The sequence below is a fragment of the Clostridium transplantifaecale genome, from assembly GCF_900626075.1.
GTDB lineage: Bacteria > Bacillota > Clostridia > Lachnospirales > Lachnospiraceae > Otoolea > Otoolea transplantifaecalis.
In genome coordinates, this window is sequence record NZ_UYZY01000006.1 from 25,307 (window position 1) to 45,486 (window position 20,180).

Annotated in this window: 19 protein-coding genes; 18 read left to right on the forward strand and 1 reads right to left on the reverse strand. The window is 53.5% G+C overall.

The window, feature by feature from the left end; translation table 11 throughout:
• Complete coding sequence (locus EJL91_RS19715) at positions 1-990, forward strand: O-methyltransferase (RefSeq protein ID WP_125143692.1); 990 nt, start codon at positions 1-3, stop codon at positions 988-990.
• Here the strand turns inward: EJL91_RS19715 and EJL91_RS19720 are convergent.
• A complete protein-coding gene (locus EJL91_RS19720; RefSeq protein WP_125143693.1) occupies positions 975-2,114 on the reverse strand; it encodes a DNA cytosine methyltransferase in 1,140 nt (379 codons plus the stop codon). The genes EJL91_RS19715 and EJL91_RS19720 overlap by 16 nt on opposite strands.
• A 411-nt stretch (positions 2,115-2,525) precedes the next feature.
• Here EJL91_RS19720 and EJL91_RS19725 point away from each other — a divergent pair, with 411 nt between their 5' ends.
• Genes EJL91_RS19725 through EJL91_RS19810 form a run of 17 tightly spaced genes read left to right on the forward strand, consistent with a single transcriptional unit; the run spans position 2,526 to position 20,047 of the window.
• The gene (locus EJL91_RS19725; protein WP_125143694.1) at positions 2,526-3,425 is read left to right on the forward strand and encodes a DUF6017 domain-containing protein; all 900 of its coding nucleotides are present in this window, start codon (positions 2,526-2,528) and stop codon (positions 3,423-3,425) included.
• Positions 3,426-3,430: 5 nt separating this feature from the next.
• Positions 3,431-3,907, forward strand: coding sequence for a PcfB family protein (locus EJL91_RS19730; protein WP_125143695.1), 477 nt, complete (start codon positions 3,431-3,433; stop codon positions 3,905-3,907).
• The gene (locus EJL91_RS19735) at positions 3,904-5,679 is read left to right on the forward strand and encodes a VirD4-like conjugal transfer protein, CD1115 family (protein WP_125143696.1); all 1,776 of its coding nucleotides are present in this window, start codon (positions 3,904-3,906) and stop codon (positions 5,677-5,679) included. Before EJL91_RS19730 ends, EJL91_RS19735 begins: the two co-directional genes overlap by 4 nt.
• A 27-nt stretch (positions 5,680-5,706) precedes the next feature.
• A complete protein-coding gene (locus EJL91_RS19740; RefSeq protein ID WP_125143697.1) occupies positions 5,707-5,922 on the forward strand; it encodes a Maff2 family mobile element protein in 216 nt (71 codons plus the stop codon).
• An 18-nt stretch (positions 5,923-5,940) separates the two neighbouring features.
• Positions 5,941-6,810 carry a VirB6/TrbL-like conjugal transfer protein, CD1112 family gene (locus tag EJL91_RS19745; protein WP_125143698.1) on the forward strand — a complete coding sequence of 290 codons (870 nt, stop codon included), beginning with the start codon at positions 5,941-5,943 and terminating at the stop codon, positions 6,808-6,810.
• Between the two features lie 17 nt (positions 6,811-6,827).
• Positions 6,828-7,238 (forward strand): PrgI family protein, encoded by a 411-nt coding sequence (locus tag EJL91_RS19750; RefSeq protein WP_125143699.1) that lies wholly within the window; start codon positions 6,828-6,830, stop codon positions 7,236-7,238.
• The gene (locus EJL91_RS19755) at positions 7,180-9,603 is read left to right on the forward strand and encodes a VirB4-like conjugal transfer ATPase, CD1110 family (RefSeq protein ID WP_125143700.1); all 2,424 of its coding nucleotides are present in this window, start codon (positions 7,180-7,182) and stop codon (positions 9,601-9,603) included. Before EJL91_RS19750 ends, EJL91_RS19755 begins: the two co-directional genes overlap by 59 nt.
• Before the next feature lie 2 nt (positions 9,604-9,605).
• Positions 9,606-10,061 (forward strand): hypothetical protein, encoded by a 456-nt coding sequence (locus EJL91_RS19760; protein ID WP_125143701.1) that lies wholly within the window; start codon positions 9,606-9,608, stop codon positions 10,059-10,061.
• Between the two features lie 5 nt (positions 10,062-10,066).
• Positions 10,067-11,089, forward strand: coding sequence for a DNA cytosine methyltransferase (locus EJL91_RS19765; RefSeq protein ID WP_125143947.1), 1,023 nt, complete (start codon positions 10,067-10,069; stop codon positions 11,087-11,089).
• Positions 11,086-13,056 (forward strand): C40 family peptidase, encoded by a 1,971-nt coding sequence (locus EJL91_RS19770; protein WP_125143702.1) that lies wholly within the window; start codon positions 11,086-11,088, stop codon positions 13,054-13,056. Before EJL91_RS19765 ends, EJL91_RS19770 begins: the two co-directional genes overlap by 4 nt.
• Positions 13,057-13,088: 32 nt before the next feature.
• On the forward strand, positions 13,089-13,370 hold the full coding sequence (locus tag EJL91_RS19775; RefSeq protein ID WP_125143703.1) for a DUF4315 family protein: 282 nt from the start codon (positions 13,089-13,091) through the stop codon (positions 13,368-13,370).
• Entirely contained in the window at positions 13,357-14,106 is a 750-nt protein-coding gene (locus EJL91_RS19780; RefSeq protein ID WP_125143704.1) for a DUF4366 domain-containing protein, read from the forward strand. The genes EJL91_RS19775 and EJL91_RS19780 overlap by 14 nt, the downstream gene beginning before the upstream one ends.
• Entirely contained in the window at positions 14,103-14,288 is a 186-nt protein-coding gene (locus EJL91_RS19785; RefSeq protein ID WP_125143705.1) for a hypothetical protein, read from the forward strand. Before EJL91_RS19780 ends, EJL91_RS19785 begins: the two co-directional genes overlap by 4 nt.
• A gap of 5 nt (positions 14,289-14,293) precedes the next feature.
• On the forward strand, positions 14,294-16,411 hold the full coding sequence (locus EJL91_RS19790; protein ID WP_423243459.1) for a type IA DNA topoisomerase: 2,118 nt from the start codon (positions 14,294-14,296) through the stop codon (positions 16,409-16,411).
• Complete coding sequence (locus EJL91_RS19795; protein WP_164516899.1) at positions 16,401-17,114, forward strand: antirestriction protein ArdA; 714 nt, start codon at positions 16,401-16,403, stop codon at positions 17,112-17,114. The genes EJL91_RS19790 and EJL91_RS19795 overlap by 11 nt, the downstream gene beginning before the upstream one ends.
• Before the next feature lie 12 nt (positions 17,115-17,126).
• Positions 17,127-19,868: an antirestriction protein ArdA gene (locus EJL91_RS24680; protein ID WP_164516900.1), complete on the forward strand. Its 2,742-nt coding sequence runs from the start codon at positions 17,127-17,129 to the stop codon at positions 19,866-19,868.
• Positions 19,865-20,047 (forward strand): hypothetical protein, encoded by a 183-nt coding sequence (locus tag EJL91_RS19810; RefSeq protein WP_125143707.1) that lies wholly within the window; start codon positions 19,865-19,867, stop codon positions 20,045-20,047. Before EJL91_RS24680 ends, EJL91_RS19810 begins: the two co-directional genes overlap by 4 nt.
• Positions 20,048-20,180 lie beyond the last annotated feature (133 nt).

The following is a 20,180-nucleotide window of genomic DNA, read 5'->3' on the forward strand; positions in this document are numbered from 1 at the left end:
ATGGCAAACCAACCGTTTTATCACCTCCGGCCTAATAAAAGTATAGATCGCAGTTTGTTTATTCAAACCTTAATTGGACTTTCTCAATTATTTCCAATTATAGACTATCAATATACAGGCTTTGGTTCTTATTTATTTGACGATTTTAAATTATTGCACGATACATTAAATATTTCTAAAATGATTTCACTAGAAAAAGATCCTATTGAGTATGAACGTGCTAAATTTAATCTACCATATAATTGCATAGAGGTTAAAAATATAGATAGCACAGAATATTTGTCAGAATTGTTCATAGAGGATAACACACATAATATATTCTGGCTAGATTACGTTACTCCCGCAGAATTAGGAATGCAACTTGCTGATTATGCCACTCTCCTTAATATATTAAACCCTGGAGATATTGTTCGTATAACTCTGAATGCTAATCCTGGCTCATTAGGTGGAAAAGCAGACAACACCAACCCTGATGATTTACAAAAGATAAGGCTTGAAGCATTACAAAAGCGCGTACCTGATATGTATTTTCCTGTATCAATCACACCCCAAAATATGACTACGGCAAATTATCCATTAGTGCTTTTAAAAATATTAAAAAATGTAACCATGCAAAGCCTTATTGATGAACCCTTGTATAGCCCTAATTTTATGTTGCCACTATTTTCAAGTATTTATGCCGATGGGCAGCAAATGGTTACATTTACAGGAATTATTTTAGATTCACATAAACAGGAAAATGAAATCCAAAATATGTTAAAAGGCTATCCCCACAATACGTTTTCGTGGGATAACCCTTGCCATATAGAAATTCCCGCATTATCCGTTAGGGAAATTTCTGAATTAAATAAGTTGCTACCGGCTAATGAAGTCCGGCAACAACTTATAACTAAATTTCCTTTTATATTTTCAGAAAAAGCAACACAGGTTGTTGATAGTTACATATCATTTTATAAGTTTTACCCTAATTATCATCAAGTAAGTTTTTGATAAATAGCACTTAAAACTCTTTCCGCGACCAAAGGAGATACACTATTGCCTAATTGCCTGAATCCATGCCAAATGGTTTCAGGCAATTTATACCAATCAGGGAATCCTTGCAATCGGGCTGCTTCTCTTGGAGTAATAACTCGTGCATATTTGAAATGTATTGGCCGTACAGCTTGAAAGCTACCCTTTTCAGGTCCAGTACCCGCTCTTAATGTTGGACAATACTTATCGGGGTTAAGTCTTATAGATTTTGACACTTTATCTTGTTGTCCATAATTCAAATTCGCATATCGATGCTTCACTTCTGGTGAATGTTTTGTTGTAAGACACCCATTAACAATATGCTTATCCGTATACAAATTAATATACTCTGGATTTCCGACACCTTTTGGACGTAAATCAACCACACGTTGATAAAAAAAATCCGTTTGAATACGAACGGCATTCTCTGCTGTGTAAGTTTTATCCAACTTTTTTTCACCAGTGCATTTTGAACTATAACGAATATTAGCTGGAAGCCCCTCCAATGCTGTACGGACATTAGTTCGTTGGTTCAATGGAACTTTCATAAGTTCAATATCATCTTCTGTAAAGGGATTGATTCGTTTATCATCACGATAACCAATAAAAAATATACGTGTACGCGTTGTTGGCGCACCGTATTCACTTGCATTTACACTTATTGGTGGTAGTAAATTATAATTTGTAATGTGATTAAAAGCTTCTTCTCTAATTGCTTTATATTTATCATTCATTATGCCCGGAACATTTTCTGCAACAAAAAAGACTGGTTGCAATTCTTCGATAAGTTCAAAAAACTTGATAAATAAGCGGTTTCTTTTATCATCAACATTACCATGTCCAATATTACTAAATCCTTGACAAGGAGGACCTCCTATGATACCGACTAGCTGGTTATTGTTGATACCTGATAACGTTAGCAAATCACTCCCCTGTAAAGACATTATATCTCTTTGAATATGCTTAGTATTAGGAAAGTTAGTTATATGTGAATTAATTGCATGTGCATCCAATTCTACGGCTGCTACAACATTAAAACCTGCGCGACAAGCTCCTAAGCTTAGACCACCAGCCCCGGCAAAAAGATCAATAACATTCGGCAATAACTTTCCTCCTCCCTAAAAATCATAAACACTCATTATGATTCTACAACATTTATAGGGGAATTGCAATTTATAAAATAAAATCTTACTTATTTATATTTTTGTATTATCTAATGTCAAAGCCATAGGTGAAATTTCCTATGGCTTTTTATAGTTAAATTGCAAAGGAGCTATTATTATTGTGAGCAGAGTTATTCAACAAACTATATTTTTCAACCACCACCGCCGTTCTGAGTGCAAAGACTATATCCTAATTAAAACACATCACACAAAGGTCTGTTTCTACCGTTTTTTTCTCTCTGTGCTTTCAATTTTGGGCAAATAAGGCATTTTTATCCTCTTTGCTCCTATATTCGACACAGAAGTAAAAAGCTATGGAAACGGACCTCTTTTATTAAGGAGGTAATCCACATGGCGGTTTTCCGCATTGAGAAAACCCGTGACTACACCGTGATGGCGAACCACCATCTGCGGAACACGGCGCTGTCCCTGAAAGCAAAAGGACTTCTCTCCCTCATGCTCTCCCTGCCGGAAGATTGGGACTATACCACAAGGGGGCTGGCACGGATATGTAAGGACGGCGTGGACAGTATATGTGCCACCGTAAAGGAACTGGAGGAAGCCGGCTATATCATCCGGCGCCGTATCCGCAACGAAAAAGGGCAGCTCACCACGATTGAGTACACCATTTTGGAGCAGCCCCGCCCTGCCCCTCCAGAACCGGGAAATCCTGAATGGGAAAATCCAGTTTTGGAAAATCCAGTATTGGGAACGCCTGGACAGGTTTCCCCTGAACAGGAAAATCCCGCACAATTAAATACTAAGAAATCAAGTAACCAGGAATCAAATACGGATTTATCAAATACCGAGCCATCAAATCCTATCCAATCAACCCGGAGGAAGCCGCAGGCGGCGGATGGGATGGGAACGGATACGGTCTCTGTCCGTGAGAATTACAGGAATCTGGTCCTGGAAAACATTGAATACCGCTTCCTTTCCAGGGACAGCCACATTGACCGGGAACGTCTGGATGAACTGGTGGAGCTCATTGTTGATACGGTCTGCTCCAACCGGAAGGTGATCCGTATTGCAGGGGATGACTACCCCGCAGAGGTGGTGAAATCCCGCTTCCTGAAACTGGACAGCGGGCACATCCAGTACGTACTTGCCAGCATGACCGATAACACCACCTACATCCGCAACATCAAGAAATACCTGCTGGCCGCCCTGTATAATGCGCCGGCCACCATCGGGAATTATTACACGTCACTGGTGAACCATGACATGTACAGCGGCGGGGAAAGGAGGTAACACCCATGCAGGAAGAAGTAACCCAGAAAACCATAGCCCTGTCCATCAGGGCCACCAAACTGACAGCCGACCTTTTGCAGAAAGCCATCCGTGCTTTCCTGCGGGCGGAAAAGGCACGGCGGAACCGGCCGAAGGAGGGGCAGCAGACGCTCCGGCAGCTCAAGAAGCACGGGAAGCCACTGACAAACATTGAAATCACGGACCAGAACATCAAGGCATTTTCCTCCGTGGCAAAGGAATTCCAGATTGATTTTGCCCTAAAGAAAGACGGCAGCCAGGAACCTCCCCATTACCTGGTGTTCTTCAAGGGTCAGGATAAGGATTCCGTGATGGCGGCATTTGAGAAATTCTCCGCCATGACGCTGAAACATGAGAAAAAGCCCTCCATCCGCAAGCTGCTCTCCGCCATGAAAGAAAAGGCGCAGCAGAAAGGGAAACAGCGGGAGAAAGTCAAGGCCAAAGACCGGGGTGTGGAATTATGAACAGCCTGAATGTGAAAAAACTGGTCCTTTTAAACCTCCCCTATCTCCTGTTCCTCTGGCTCTTTGACAAGCTCTGCCAGGCGTTCCGTCTGGCTCAGGGTGCGGACCTGTCCGAAAAATTCCTGCACCTGGGCAGCAGTCTTTCGGCCGCCTTTGGCAGCCTTGCCCCCAGCCTCCATCCTGCGGACCTCTGTATCGGTCTTGCCGGCGCGGTGGTGATCCGGCTCCTGGTATATTTCAAGGGCAAAAATGCGAAGAAATACCGCCAGGGCATGGAGTACGGCTCTGCCCGCTGGGGAACGGCGGCGGATATTGCCCCTTACATGGACAAGGATTTTTACAACAATGTCCTGCTTACCATGACGGAACGGCTCACCATGTCGGGCCGCCCGAAGCAGCCGAAGTATGCCAGGAACAAGAATATCCTGGTGATCGGCGGTTCCGGCTCCGGCAAGACCAGGTTCTTTGTGAAGCCCAACCTCATGCAGCTCCATTCCTCATACGTGGTGACCGATCCGAAAGGCACCCTGATCGGGGAGGTCGGGCAGCTCCTGGTCCGGGGCGGATACCGGATAAAGGTGCTGAACACCATCAATTTCAAAAAGTCCATGCACTTCAACCCCTTTTCCTACATCCGATCCGAAAAAGATATTTTGAAGCTGGTGAACACCATCATTGCCAACACCAAAGGGGACGGGGAAAAATCCAGTGAGGATTTCTGGGTGAAGTCGGAACGCCTCCTGTACTGCGCCCTCATCGGCTTCATCTGGTATGAGGCGCCGGAGGAAGAAAAGAATTTCATCACCCTGCTGGATATGATAAACGCCTCCGAAGCCAGGGAGGACGATGAGGAATACCAGAGCCCCGTTGACCTCATGTTTGTCGGGCTGGAGGAACGGGAACCGGACCACTTTGCCGTGAAACAGTATAAAAAATATAAGCTGGCGGCGGGCAAGACCGCAAAATCCATACTTATTTCCTGCGGCGCAAGGCTGGCGCCCTTTGACATAAAGGAGCTCCGCGGCCTCATGGAGTACGATGAACTGGAACTGGATACCCTGGGCGACCGCAAAACCGCCCTGTTCCTCATCATGAGCGACACGGACACCACATTCAATTTCGTTATAGCGATCCTACAATCGCAACTTTTCAACCTGCTCTGCGACAAGGCGGATGACGTGTACGGCGGGCGGCTGCCCGTCCATGTGCGCTGTATCCTGGACGAATTTGCCAACATCGGCCAGATACCAAACTTCGACAAGCTGATTGCCACCATAAGGAGCCGGGAAATCTCGGCTTCCATCATTTTGCAGAGCCAGTCACAGCTAAAGTCCATCTACAAGGACGCCGCAGACACCATTGTGGGCAACTGCGACACGACCTTGTTTTTGGGAGGCAAGGAGAAATCCACGCTGAAAGAAATCTCGGAGCTTCTGGGGAAAGAGACCATAGACAGTTTCAATACCTCGGAAAACCGGGGCACGCAGATTTCCCACGGCCTCAATTATCAGAAATTAGGAAAGGAGCTGATGTCCCAGGACGAAATCGCCGTCATGGACGGCGGCAGATGTATCTTGCAGCTTCGGGGTGTAAGGCCGTTCTTTTCTGAAAAGTACGACATTACGAAACACCCCCGCTACAAATACCTTGCCGACGCCGACAAAAAGAACACCTTTGACGTGGAACGGTACATGAAGCGCTGCCCGGCCATTGTAAAGCCGGATGAGCCGTTTGAACTGTACGAGCTGGAAATAGAAGAAACCGGAAACTGATTTCAGCAAAGAAAGCGAGGAAATTTTATGGAATTCTTTAACAGCGCGGTAGATGTATTGCAGACGTTAGTCATCGCCCTGGGCGCCGGCCTTGGTATCTGGGGTGTCATCAACCTCCTGGAGGGCTACGGTAACGATAACCCCGGTGCCAAAAGCCAGGGCATGAAGCAGCTCATGGCGGGCGGCGGCGTTGCCCTGATCGGCATGACGCTCGTTCCCCTGCTCTCCGGCCTGTTCGGATAAGATGGGAGGTAACCGCCTATGGACAGCATTATCGACAAGATCACGGAATGGTTCAAAGGGCTTCTCATTGACGGCATAACCGGGAACCTGTCGGGAATGTTTGACACGGTGAATACCAAAGTAGGCGAGATTACGGGTGAAGTTGGACAGACGCCCTCCGGCTGGAACGGGGGCGTCTTTTCCATGATCCAGAACCTTTCCGAAAATGTCATTATCCCGATAGCCGGAATCATCCTGACGTTTGTCATGTGCTATGAGCTCATCCAGATCGTGGTTGAAAAGAATAACCTCCACGATGTGGATACCTGGATATTCTTTAAATGGATATTCAAGACCTTTATCGCCGTGCTGCTGGTGACGAACACCTGGAACATTGTCATGGGCGTGTTCGACATGGCGCAGCATGTGGTGAACCAGAGCACCGGCGTCATCTCAACCGACGCAAGCATTGAAATATCCTCCGTCCTCGGAAACATGGAAACCGAACTGGAGGCCATGGATTTAGGGCCGCTGCTGGGGCTGTGGTTCCAGAGCATGTTCGTGGGGCTTACCATGCACATCCTCTCCATCTGTATCTTCCTGGTGGTTTACGGCCGCATGATTGAGATATACCTCGTGACCTCCCTCGGCCCGATCCCCTTTGCCACGATGGTAAACCGGGAATGGGGAGGGATCGGCCAGAATTACTTGAAATCCCTGCTGGCCCTGGGCTTCCAGGCGTTCCTCATCATGGTATGCGTCGGCATATACGCCGTCCTGGTGCAGAACATCTCCGAGGGCGGCGATATGAGCAGCGCTATCTGGGCCTGCATGGGATACACGGTGCTTTTATGCTTCTCCCTGTTCAAGACCGGCAGCCTTGCAAAAGGACTGTTCGGCGCCCACTAAAAGGAGGTGGTTTCCCTATGGCCTACGTGACCGTACCGAAAGACTTAACCAGAATCAAGAGCAAGGTGCTGTTCGGCCTGACGAAACGGCAGCTTGCATGTTTTACACCGGCGGTGCTTCTCGGAGTGCCGCTTTTCTTCCTGCTCCGGGGAAGCATGGGAACAAGCGCGGCGACGCTGTGCATGGTCCTTGTCATGCTCCCGTTCTTCCTGCTTGCCATGTATGAAAAAAACGGCGAGCCCCTGGAGCGGTTCATCGGGCATTTCGTCCGGACGAAATTCACCCGTCCAAAGGAACGCCCCTACCGGACCTGTAACTTTTACACTGCCCTCATGCGGCAGGACCAACTGGAAAAGGAGGTAAGAGCCATTGTCAAAAAACGGAACGCCAAAAGCAAAGCAGAAGCTCACAAGGGCAGAAAAGCGTGAGATTGCCGCCGTGATTGCCAGGGCAAAAGGGGACGGCAAGCCCCATTCGGCCCAGGACAGCCTCCCCTTTGAGGCCATGTACCCGGACGGCCTGTGCAGGCTGGCGGATAGGTCCTACTCAAAGTGCATTGAGTTTGAGGACATCAATTACCAGCTTGCAGGGGCGGACGATAAGACGGCCACCTTTGAAAACCTCTGCGATTTCTACAACTGCTATGATTCCTCCATCGGTATCCAGCTTTCCCTGATCAGCCGGTACGTCAACAAGGAGGATTTCCAGAAAACCATTGAGATTGCGCCCCAGGGGGATGACTTTGACGGTATCCGCGCGGAATACACGGAAATGCTCCGGGGGCAGCTCGCCCGCGGGAACAATGGCCTGATAAAGACCAAATTTCTGACGCTCACCATTGAGGCGGACAATCACTATGCGGCCAGAAGCCGCCTTGCACGGATTGAAGCCGACACGCTGGGCCATTTCAAGGTGATGGGCGCCGCCGCAAGGGTACTGGACGGGAAACAGCGCCTTGCGCTCCTGCACGGTATCCTCCACCCGGACGGGGAACGGTTTTCCTTTGAATGGGGATGGCTCGCGGCAAGCGGCCTCTCCGTCAAGGATTTTATCGCGCCGTCCTCGTTCCATTTCGTGCAGTCCAGGCAGTTCCTCATGGGGAACCGGACCGGGGCCGTCTCTTTCCTGCAAATCCTGGCGCCGGAGTTGAGTGACCGTATGCTGGCGGACTTCATGGATTCGGACACCGGAATCCTGGTGACACTCCATATCCGCGGTATCGACCAGAACGAGGCCATCCGCACCATCAAGCGGAAGATCACGGACCTGGACGCCATGAAGATTGCCGAACAGAAAAAGGCGGTCCGCTCCGGCTATGACATGGACATCATCCCCTCCGACCTTGCCACCTATGGCGGAGAGGCGAAGAACCTGCTCCATGAATTACAGAGCCGGAATGAAAAAATGTTCCTGGTCACGTTCCTGGTGATGAATTTTGCAGAGGGCAGGCGGAAACTGGAAAACGCGGTGCTCCAGGCCTCCGGCGTGGCGCAGAAATACAACTGCTCCCTGGTGCGCCTGGATTTCCAGCAGGAGGCGGGCTTCGTGTCCTCCCTGCCCTTAGGCATAAACCAGATTGAAATCAAACGGGGCCTCACCACTTCCAGCACCGCCGTCTTCGTGCCGTTCACCACCCAGGAATTATTCCAGGGCGGGGAGGCGCTGTACTACGGGCTCAACGCCCTCTCGAACAACATGATCCTCTGTGACCGCAAGAAGCTGAAAAACCCCAACGGGCTGATTTTAGGGACTCCCGGAAGCGGAAAAAGTTTCTCGGCGAAGCGTTCCATCACCAATGAATTCCTGGTGACCTCCGATGACATTATCATCTGTGATCCGGAGGCGGAGTATTTCCCCCTGGTGCAGAAGCTAAAGGGCCAGGTCATCCGGATTTCCCCCGCCAGCCGGCAGTACGTGAACCCCATGGACATCAATCTGGATTACTCGGACGATGACAGCCCCCTGGCCTTAAAAAGCGACTTCCTCCTGTCATTCTGTGAGATTGTTGCAGGCGGCAGGAACGGCCTGGAGCCGGTGGAAAAGACGCTGATTGACCGGGCCGTGCGGACGGTGTACCGGGGATACCTGGCAGCGCCGGAGCCGGAAAACATGCCGGTCCTGGAGGATTTGTACGATGAGATTAAGCGGCAGCCGGAACCTGAAGCGCTCCGGGTGGCCTCTGCCCTGGAACTGTACGTACATGGTTCCCTCAACGTATTCAACCACCGCACTAACGTGGATATCCATAACCGCCTTGTATGTTTTGACATTAAGGAACTTGGCAAGCAGCTGAAACAGCTCGGCATGCTCGTGATTCAGGACCAGGTATGGAACCGCGTCACCATCAACCGGGCAGCGGGCAAGGCCCCCCGGTACTACATTGACGAATTCCACCTCCTGCTGCGGGGTGAGGTGGCGTCCTGGAGCGTGGAAATCTGGAAACGTTTCAGGAAGTGGGGCGGGATACCCACCGGGATCACCCAGAACATCAAGGATTTCCTGGCAAGCCCGGAGATTGAGAACATTTTTGAGAACTCCGATTTTGTCTATATGCTGAACCAGGCGGCCGGCGACCGGGAAATCCTTGCAAAGCAGCTTAACATTTCCCCGCAGCAGCTATCCTATGTCACACATTCCGAGGCCGGCGAGGGCCTTATTTTTTATGGCAACGTGATCCTGCCGTTCATTGACCGCTTCCCGCAGGACACCGAGCTGTACCGTATCATGACTACCCGGCCGGGTGATCTGCCCGCCGAGACCGGCGAAACCCCGAAAACAAATATGGAGGACTGACTATGAAGAATGAAAACAGAGTATGCCTGATTTTTGAAGCTGCCTACGAAAAGCACATCGAGGAAAAAGCCCGTCTGCTTTCCTTTGTGAAGCAGCTGGCTTTCCTCACTGAAAAGGCAAGGACCAAAAAGGATTATGAACGCCTGAAAGAGACGGCGGCCGTCTTTTCGGGGGCGGCGGAGGAAATGTATGCCTCCTGGTGTATCCCGAAGCGCTACCTGGTATCCGGGAACCGTGAGGACCTGGACGTCCTGAAAGAAAACGAACTGCTCCCCATTGAGGCGTGCATTGACAGCGGGAACCCCCTGGAACCGGACGCGGAATACGGCAGCGCCCCTGCCGGGGAGGGTCCGGACAATGAACAGCTGCGGGAAACCCTGGAAGAACTGCTCTCCCTGCTGAACGGAATCACCGGGGACATGGAAACCCTGATGGGGCAGCTTGACGCGGAGGCGTGACGCCTATGGAGGAACTTACCCATGCAAGCCTGTTCTCCGGCATTGGCGGCCTGGATCTGGCGGCGGAGGCCGCCGGGTTTGAGACCGTCTGCCAGTGCGAATGGGCCGACTTCCCTTTTTCGGTGCTTTCCGCCCGCTGGCCGGACGTGCCGAAATTCCGGGACATTACCACATTCACAAAGGAGGCATTTTTTGAAAAGACAGGACGCAGTACCGTCACCGTCATTTCCGGCGGATTCCCCTGCCAGCCGTTCTCAACCGCAGGACGGAGGAAAGGCTTTGAGGATGAACGCTACCTGTGGCCGGAAATGTGCAGGATTATTACAGAACTCAAGCCCCGTTGGGTGCTTGGGGAAAATGTTGCTGGCTTCATCAATATGGGGCTCGACAAAACGATCCTTGACCTGGCAAAAGCGGGATACGCTGTTCTCCCATTCGTATTTCCGGCTTGCGGCGTCGGCGCATGGCATGAGCGCCAGCGAACTTTTATCGTCGCGTCTCATGTTTCCCACGCCCCTTGCTTCCGACAAAAGCACCGCCAGGGATGTGAAAAGCCTGGATGTATACCTGTCGGACAATGGGATATTCCGGAAGCGGAACCGCAATGGGGCCGTATGGAGCCTCCCGCTGTCTGCGGCGGTGTTCTACCTGACGCCGGTGGCATCGGACGGCTTCCGCTCCACCCTGAAGCCATCGGCCTACGACCAGAAGAAAGGCAGCTCCAACCTGTCGGCCCAGGTGATCTTTTCGGAGAACCCGGTGTCGGACACGGCAGCCCTGAACCCGGACTGGGTGGAATGGCTAATGGGCTTCCCCCTCGGATGGACGGACGTGTCCTCTGGGAACGGGAGCCGGACGGAATCCCCCGCGTGACGGAAGAAACCACAGGGCGGGCGCTGCGGTTAAAAACCCTTGGGAACGCGGTCTGCCCGCCCCAGGCCTTCCCCATCTTCAAATACATTTCAGACATAGAGACCGGACGCTGTGCGGACTGGTGTGTCTTTGGAAAGGCAGGTGCCCGGCCATGAAACAATTAAAAGCCCAGGATAAGACCGTTCAAAAAATGACGCGGGACGGCGCCGTGACGGAGAACCTTGCCACGGGCGAAACAGAGGCCATCAGCAGCCGGGAGGCAGAAGCGGATTTCTCCGCTTCCGGCGAAACTGCCGGGGCCGCCGGAAAGACACTGGACCGGGCAGAGGCCGCCCTTGGCCGCAGGGCTGCAAAAAAAGCGGCTAAGAAAGCAGGGGATACCATCCGTGAGGGGGAGGCGGCAAGGGATTCCCCATCCTCCCGCCTGCATTTTACCGAAGCGGAACGGGACACGCCGGAATTGCAGAAAGCAATCCGTAAATCTGACCGGGCCGCTGACCGGCTGGACGCTGCAAAAGAAAACATCCCGAAGAAGAAACGGCTGGCAGTGGAACGGTCCTATGACGCCGGGACCGGGAAGGCAACGGCCAGGTTCCGCTTTGAAGAAACGGACCGGCGGCCAAACGGGAAATTGCGGCAGAACCCGCTCTCCCGCCCCATCCATGAGGCCGGGGCCGCCCTGCATGGAAAGGTCCGGGAGGTGGAGCAGGAAAATTCCGGCGTACAGGCCGGGCACCTGGGGGAACGCACCCTGGAGCGGGGAGCCGGATGGACCGGGCGGCGTATCCGCGGCGTTTACCGCCGCCATAAGCTGAAACCCTGGCGGGAGGCCGCGAAAGCGGAACAAAAAGCCATAAAAGCCAATGCCTCCTACTATTACCAGAAAGCCCTCCTTGACAATCCCCGTATTTCCGGCAGCCCCGTCTCCCGCTTCTGGCAGAAACGGCAGATTAAGAAGAATTATGCAAAAGAAGCCAGGAGCGCAGGGAAAGAGGCAGGGAACACGGCGGTGGCCGCAAAGGGCACAGCGGCCAGAGTAAAAGCGGCAGCGGAAAAAACCGTTTCCTTTGCCGCCTCCCACTGGCACGCAGTCCTGGCCGTCCTTGGAATCGGCCTCATCGTCATGCTGCTGGCTGGCGGGCTTTCTTCCTGTTCCAACATGATTGCCGGCGGGCTAAATGCCATCCTGGGGACCACCTACACGGCGGAGGACGCGGATATCAACGGGGTGGAGGCCGATTACACGGGGATGGAAAATGACCTGCGCAGTGAAATTAACAATGCAGAGCAAACCCATCCCGGATACGATGAATACCGCTACCAGCTGGATGAAACCGGTCACGATCCCTATGAACTGGCAGGCTACCTGACCGTGCTTTATGAGGATTACACACAAGCGGAGGTCCGGGAAGCCATCCGGGAGCTTTTTGAAAGGCAGTACACCGTGGCCTATACGGAAACCGTGGAAACCCGTTACCGGACAGAATCCCATACGGACGCGGACGGCAACACCACCTCCGAGGAAGTCCCCTACGATTATTACATCCTGACGGTGACGCTGAAAAATAAATCCATCGGCACGATCGCCAGGGAAACCCTGACGCCGGAACAGCTGGAACGCTATCAGGTCCTGATGGAGACCAAAGGCGGACGGGACGGCCTGTTCCCGGACAGCCCCTCCATTTCCGGAGGCGTGAACATCGGGGAATACACGGATTATGACATCCCGCCGGAGGCGCTTACCAACGAAACCTTCCGCAGGCTGATAACCGAAGCGGAAAAATACCTGGGGTACCCCTATGTATGGGGCGGCAGTTCACCCAGCACAAGTTTTGACTGTTCAGGGTTTGTCTGCTATGTGCTGGACCATTCCGGGGTATATCCCATCGGCAGGACCACCGCCGAGGGTATCCGGCAGCAATGCGCCATCATCCCGCCTGGGGAGGCAAGGCCGGGGGACATTATCTTTTTCCAGGGGACCTATGACACGGCCGGGGCGTCCCATGTAGGCATTTATGTGGGGGATTCCATGATGATCCACTGCGGGAACCCCATCCAGTATGCGAACACTGGCTCCGCTTACTGGCAGGAGCATTTCATGTGTTTTGGCAGAATTTATTAACCAGACCGATTCCAGAAAGGAGACTTGTATTTATGGCAACTGTTGAAAAGATCAGGAAAGATATGGAGCGCAACCGGGAAAAGATTGCAGAGCTCCAAAAACGGCAGCGCACCCTGGAGGCGCAGCTTGCGGAGGAAGAAAACCTGGAGATCATCCGCATGGTAAAAGCCGTGAAACTGGACAATAAGGAACTGACCGCCGTACTGAAAGCCTACGCAAGCGGCTTCATCACCCTGCCGGAAGAAATGCAGGCAGGGCTTGCGGAGGACGGCAGCGGCGCAGAAAAGGAGGAGGATATTGATGAGGAAGAATAGACGGAAACTGCACGCCCTGACCGCACTTCTGGCCGCCCTGTCCTGTATGGCGGCCTTTTCCATGACCGCTTACGCCGGCGGCCCGGATTATGAGGAACCCTCGGCCACGGAAGAAACACCCGCGCCGGAGGAACCGGCAGAACCTACCGAACCCCTCACCCCGGAGGGCAACCTTACCCTGGTGGATGACGTGGCAACCGGTGACACCGGGGAAAAGCAGTTCATCACCGTGGTGTCCAAAAACGGCAATTACTTTTATCTGGTGATTGATCGCGCCGATGACGGCGAGGACAACGTACATTTCCTGAACCTGGTGGATGAGGCGGACCTGCTGGCGCTCATTGAGGATGGGGAGGAATCCGCGCCGGAGCTTCCCGCCGCATGCACCTGTATGGGAAAATGCACGGCCGGGGACGTGGATTCCTCCTGCCCGGTATGCAAGGATGACTTAAAGGGCTGCAAGGGCATGGCCGCAGAACCGGAGCCGGCGCCGGAGGTAAAAGAGGATAAAAACCCTGCCGGCGGTATCCTGGCGGCTGTCCTGGCCCTGGCCCTGATTGGCGGGGGTGTCTTCTGTTACGTGAAATTCCTGAAACCAAAACAGGCGGTAAAAGGCAGGGACAGCCTGGAGGACTTTGATTTTGAGGAAGAAGAATACGGGGACGGACCGGAGCCGGATACGGAAAACGCAGAGGGCGGCAGGGAGGATGGAACCGGAGGGGAGGGCACCCCATGACCTGGTTCACCTGCAATCCCCTGGAAAAGATGATGACACAGAAGCCGGGCGGGCGGCGTGAAAATGCGCCGCCCATTCCCCGTTCCCCGGAATGTGCCTCCTGCCCCTACCGGAAACCTTCCCCCTGTGTGGGCTTCTGTATCCGCAGGCTGGCAGCCGGACATAAAAAAGAAAAGGAGTGATTGACATGCAACTGATTATCTGTGAAAAACCCAGCGTGGCAATGACCGTGGCCGCGGCCCTGGGCGTGAAAAACCGGAAGAATGGCTACATTGAGGGAAACGGACGGATCATATCCTGGTGTATCGGCCATCTGGTTGGCCTTGCCGACGCAGGCAGCTACGAGGAACGCTTTAAGAAATGGCGCTATGAGGACCTGCCGATCCTGCCGGAGCCGTTCCGCTTCGTCCTCTCCCCCGGCAAGGAAGAACAGTTTAACACCTTAAAAAGCCTTATGGAACGCCCCAATGTGGAGGAACTGGTAAATGCCTGTGACGCCGGGCGGGAGGGTGAACTGATTTTCCGGCTGGTCTATGATATGGCCGGCTGCAACAAGCCTTTTTCCCGTCTCTGGATTTCCTCCATGGAGGACACCGCCATCAGGGAGGAATTTGAAAACTTAAAACCGGGGGCGGCATATGAGGCCCTGTACCAGTCGGCCTTATGCCGTCAGGAAGCCGACTGGCTGATTGGCATTAACGCCACAAGGATGTTCTCCGTCCTGTACCACCGGACGCTTTCCGTAGGCCGGGTACAGACGCCCACCCTCTCCATGCTTGCACAGCGGGAGGGCCGGATTTCCCGGTTCCAGAAAGAGAAATACCACCTGGTCCGTTTAACCTGCGGCGGCGCGGAAGCTGTCAGCAGCCGGATTCCCGGTTCCTCGGAGGCCGGGCAGTTAAAAGACGCCTGCCAGGGCGCCGCCGTTATCTGTACCTCTGTGGAGGCAGAAGAAAAAACGGTGAAGCCCCCAAAGCTCTTTGACCTCACCACCCTGCAAAGGGAGGCAAACCGCCTGTTCGGATACACGGCAAAGCAAACCCTGGACTATGCACAGAGCCTTTATGAGAAGAAACTGATCACCTACCCCCGCACGGACAGCCGGTATCTCACTTCCGACATGGCGGATACGGCTGCCTCCATCTTCCGTCTCGCCGCTGCACTGCCGCCCTTTAACGGGAATATCGGTTTCCCTCCGGATACAGCGTCCCTGATTTCCGATAAGGACGTATCCGACCACCACGCCATCATCCTAACGGCGAAGCTGGGAAAGACGGATGTGCCCGCCCTGCCCGCCGGCGATCGGAACATCCTGCTGCTGATCGGCTGCAAACTGCTGTGTGCGGCGGCCGCCCCTTATATCTTTGAAACGGTGACGGCGGTATTTGATTGTGCGGGCCATGCCTTTACCGCAAAGGGAAAACGGCTTCTGTCCGGGGGATGGCAGACAGTGGAACAGCTGTTCCGCGCTTCCCTGAAAGGGCGGCCAGAGGATGGGGATACGGATGGGGACGGTGACAGCGCCCTGCCGGAGCTGTGCGCGGGGCAGGTGTTTGAAAATGCCGCCGTATCCGTCACGGAGCATTTCACTGCGCCGCCGAAACCCTATACGGAAGATACGCTCCTGTCGGCCATGGAACACGCCGGTGCGGAGGATATGCCGGAGGACGCAGAGCGCAGGGGCCTAGGCACCCCGGCCACAAGAGCCTCCATCATCGAAAAGCTGGTCTCCTCCGGTTTTGCGGAGCGCAAGGGGAAGAACCTGGTTCCCACAAAGGACGGTATCAACCTGGTGGCGGTGCTGCCTGACGCACTCACCTCCCCGCTCCTTACTGCGGAATGGGAACAGAAACTTTCGGATGTGGCAAAAGGGCAGGCTGGCCCGGAGGACTTCATGGCCGGTATCCACAGGATGGCGGCGGACCTGGTAAGCACCTATTCCCATATCGACCAGGACGGGCAGAAACTCTTTGCCCCGGAAAAGGAGCCGGTGGGTGTCTGCCCCCGCTGCGGCGAACCTGTGTATGAGGGGAAAAAGAACTTCTACTGCGGGAACCGCGGCTGCGGCTTCGTCCTCTGGAAGAATGACCGCTTCTGGGTTTCCCGGAAAAAGGAACTGACTAAAAAGATGGCGGCGGACCTGCTGAAAAAAGGGCGGGTGAAAGTTAAAGGGATGTATTCGGAGAAAAAAGATACCACCTATGACGCCACCGTGATCCTGGATGACACGGGCGGCAGATACATCAATTTCAAGCTGGAGTTTGACCGGAAGCCCGGACGAAAGGAGCGCACAGATGGACGATAAGAACACTTCTGATTATATCTTCAAGGCTTACGTGGTGAATACCACGGCCTACGATGACGGGAACCGGGAGGATTCCGGTTCCTGGCTGTACTTTCCTCCCTATGCAGAGGACATCATGGCCCTGTATGAAAAAATTGGGCTACCCATGGACGCCACGCCGGATATGTATTTCATGGATGATTACGTGTGCCGTGTGGAGGGGCTCCGGCCAGTGCTTCCCATGTACGGTGATATTGAGGAACTGCCGGCCCTGGCCCAAGACCTCCATGACCTACCAGCCTTTGAGCGTGAAAAGCTGGACGCCGTGCAGCAGACGCCCCTACGTCTGGAGACGCTAAACCAGTTCAGGGCATACCCGGACAACGTGGATTACTTCTGTTTCATGCCCGGCGTCACGGATGACAAGGCCCTGGGAGGCTATTACCTCCACCAGTCGGGCATGGTGGACATGCCGGAGGAATGGAAAGCCGGCATAGGCGTTGAAGCCTTTGGCCGCCATATCCGGGAGCAGGAGCACGGCTGTTTTTCAGAAAAAGGCTACGTGGTACTGTCCGGGGATGAATGGTCCATTGAAAGGTTCCCAAAGAAACCGGAGAAGCCGGAAGCAAAACCCTCCATCCGGAAACGGCTGGAACAGGGGAAAAAGGATTGTGCCGCCCATGACGCGGAGCCAAAAGCCGCAAAGCATGGGCAGGAACGGTAAGGAGGCAGGAATATGGCATACAGTTACGATCACGACTGCCCTTTTGAGGCATTTGTCACCAACCTCGGAAAATACAACGAGGGCGAACTGGCCGGCGAGTGGGTGAAATTCCCCACCACCTATGAGGAAATGCAGAAAGTCTTTGAGCGGATTGGCATTGGCCGGGCAGATGAATCCGGAAATGTTTATGAGGAATGGTTCATCTCAGACTATGACTGCTATGTGGACGGCCTCTATGACCGGCTGGGCGAATATGAAAGCCTGGATGAACTGAACTACCTGGCAAACAAGCTGGAGGAAATGGATTATTCTGATTATGAACATTTCCTGGCCGCCATAGAGATCAGCGACTACACACACAGCGTAAAGGACTTGATCAACCTGACGGATAACCTGGATAAATACGATGTCATGTCCGGCATAAAGGATTATGACGACCTGGGCCGGGAATTCGCCGATGACCTGATGGGCCTTAACTTCCCGGAACACCTGAAATATTATTTTGATTATGAACGGTACGGGAGGGATATTGCCCTGGAGGAAAGCGGTGCCTTTACCGATTACGGCTATATCCGGGATAACAACGATAAGTTTATTGAATATTACGAGGGGAACCGGGACGAAATCCCATGGGAGTACCGGGTGACCGCCACTGCTGAAGAACAGGAATTCATCGAGGGCCAGGAAGCGGAGGAACGGGAATCTGCCATGCTGGATGAAGCCACGGACCTTGCTTTCGATATGGACACCATGCTGCGGAACGCTGATCCCGCATATGCAGAAAGCCATCCTGACGCGCACGGACGGAAAGAAGAACTTGCTGACCTGTTGTTAAATGGGAATTACCGGGAACTGAAAGAACTCTTTGCCCCCATAGCCGCAGGGAAAAATAGTTTTTCCCAGGAAGCAGGCAGCCTGATGAAGCGCCTGGATACTTTTGACGGGGATTTCATCGGTAAGGATGAGCGTATGCTTACCGCCTCCATGGAGCTTGCCGCTGACGCGGACCAGTTCTTCCGCGGCTACCATGCGGAATATGCCGCCATGTTCCCGGATGAGACAGTACAGCAGATTGCCTTACATGAACAGCTCTATAAGGGCCGCACCTCCGCAATCAAGACCGGGCTCATCAACACAGCCCGTGAGAGGGGCCTGGAAGAAGCCGCCGCCCCTCTGATTGCACGGCTTACGGACTTTGAAAAAGAATACGGCATTGACACCTACTGCGTCTACCAGATACAGGACGGGGAAGAATACCGGGATTTCCGCTTTGAACCGCTGGAACGTCTGGAAGCCGCCGGCCATTCCCCGGACGCCGGGAACTACGAACTGGTTTATTCGGCGCCGCTGACGCCTGGGGAAACCCTGGAAAGCATTTACCGGGACCTGAATCTGGAACGCCCTGACAATTTCCACGGGCACAGCCTATCCGTATCGGATGTGGTGGTGTTCCAGGACCACGGGAAAGAAAGCGCCTATTACTGTGACAGCTTCGGGTTCCGGGAAATTCCCGGATTCCTGGAACCGGGCCGGGAGACGGAGCCGGAAAAGCCGGACGGCAGCCTGGCAGAACCGGAGCCCACACTGGCCGTACTTGTGGTGGAGCCAATGAAAGAGCCCTATGTCAAGGAACTTCCCCCCGGCCTGGGCGCTTTGCAGAAAGAGGTGGGCGGCATAATCGCCGCCGCGTATCCTTTCCATGATCTGGTCGCCGTCATCTGCAATGATGAAAGCAAGTTGAACGGCATGGAGCCTAACCGGGCCCTGCGCGATGAAAACGGAAAGGTCTATGACATTGTATGCGGCCCGTTCCTGGTGGCTGGCCTTGGGGAGGAAGATTTCACCTCCCTGTCCCCAGAACTGGCACAGAAGTACATGGAACACTTCCGGACACCGGAAATGTTCGTGCAGATGGGGGATGAAATCATGGTACTCCCCGCCCCCATGAAGGAAGTGCGCGCCCATGATGACGGGCTCTCAGAACTGAAAGACGCGCCGGAAGCGGTGGCAAAGCTGACCTTCTATGTAGCGGAGTGCATGGAATTCCCCTCCCTGGGTGAATACCATAACAACCTGTCCCTGGCGGAGGCCGTGGAGCTGTACCATGCAATCCCGTCAGAACGGTTGAACGGCGTCAAGGGAATCGGCTTCCTCCTGGAGGACGGCAGCATATATGACGGGGAAATGGATCTGTTGTCCGGCAATACCATCGACACCGACACTATCAATGAAATCCCCCATTACCGGGAAAGCCCCCTGGTCCAGCAGGCCATCCAGCTGATCGCCGCCGTGCCGGAGGCGGAACTGCACGACCACTACGGCGTCTACCATGACACCTACCGCTATTACATCACGGAGGCTTCCCTGGAGCGCGGCGCCTATCCGCTGGACGGGGAACAGCCGCCACAGGTGGAGGAATACGGCCATACCACCATGGTGGAAAACGGCCTCATCCATGCAGTCGGCTATCTGGAATACACAAAACCGCTGTCACCGGAGCAGGTCCGGGAATACAGCCTGGCAGCCTCCCCCATGAACAAGGATTATCTCCGCAGCGCAGAAATGTCCCTGGAAGATGATTACGGTATGATTGACGGGATTATCAACAACGGCCAGCGGGAGGCCACCCCGCCGGAGACAGGCGGCAAGCCGTCCCTCCGGGAGAAACTGGCGGAGGCAAAGCGGGAATGTGCGGAGCGGAAAGCCCCGGAGAAAAATCCGGGGAGGGATACCCCGGAGCGTGACAGCCTATGAGCAAAAGCAAACGCTGGAAACTGGAATGGTCTTTCTTCCTTGGGGAAAACGGCAGGCGCCAGTACAACAAACTTTGCAAACGCTGTATCCATGGCTGCAAGCAGAGTTTCCGGGCGTCACTGGTTCAATGCCCGAAGTATGCAGGCAAGGGCGCAAAAAACACCCCGAAAAAAGGTTGAAAACAGGCGGAAAAGCCCTCTGTATCAGCCATCATTGGCATGGGGCATAGGTTTTCCCGTCTGACTTTACCGCCTGGAACGGAAAAGGGAAAAGGCAGCTTATCATACCCCTTTTCAGACATAAAAATGGGAA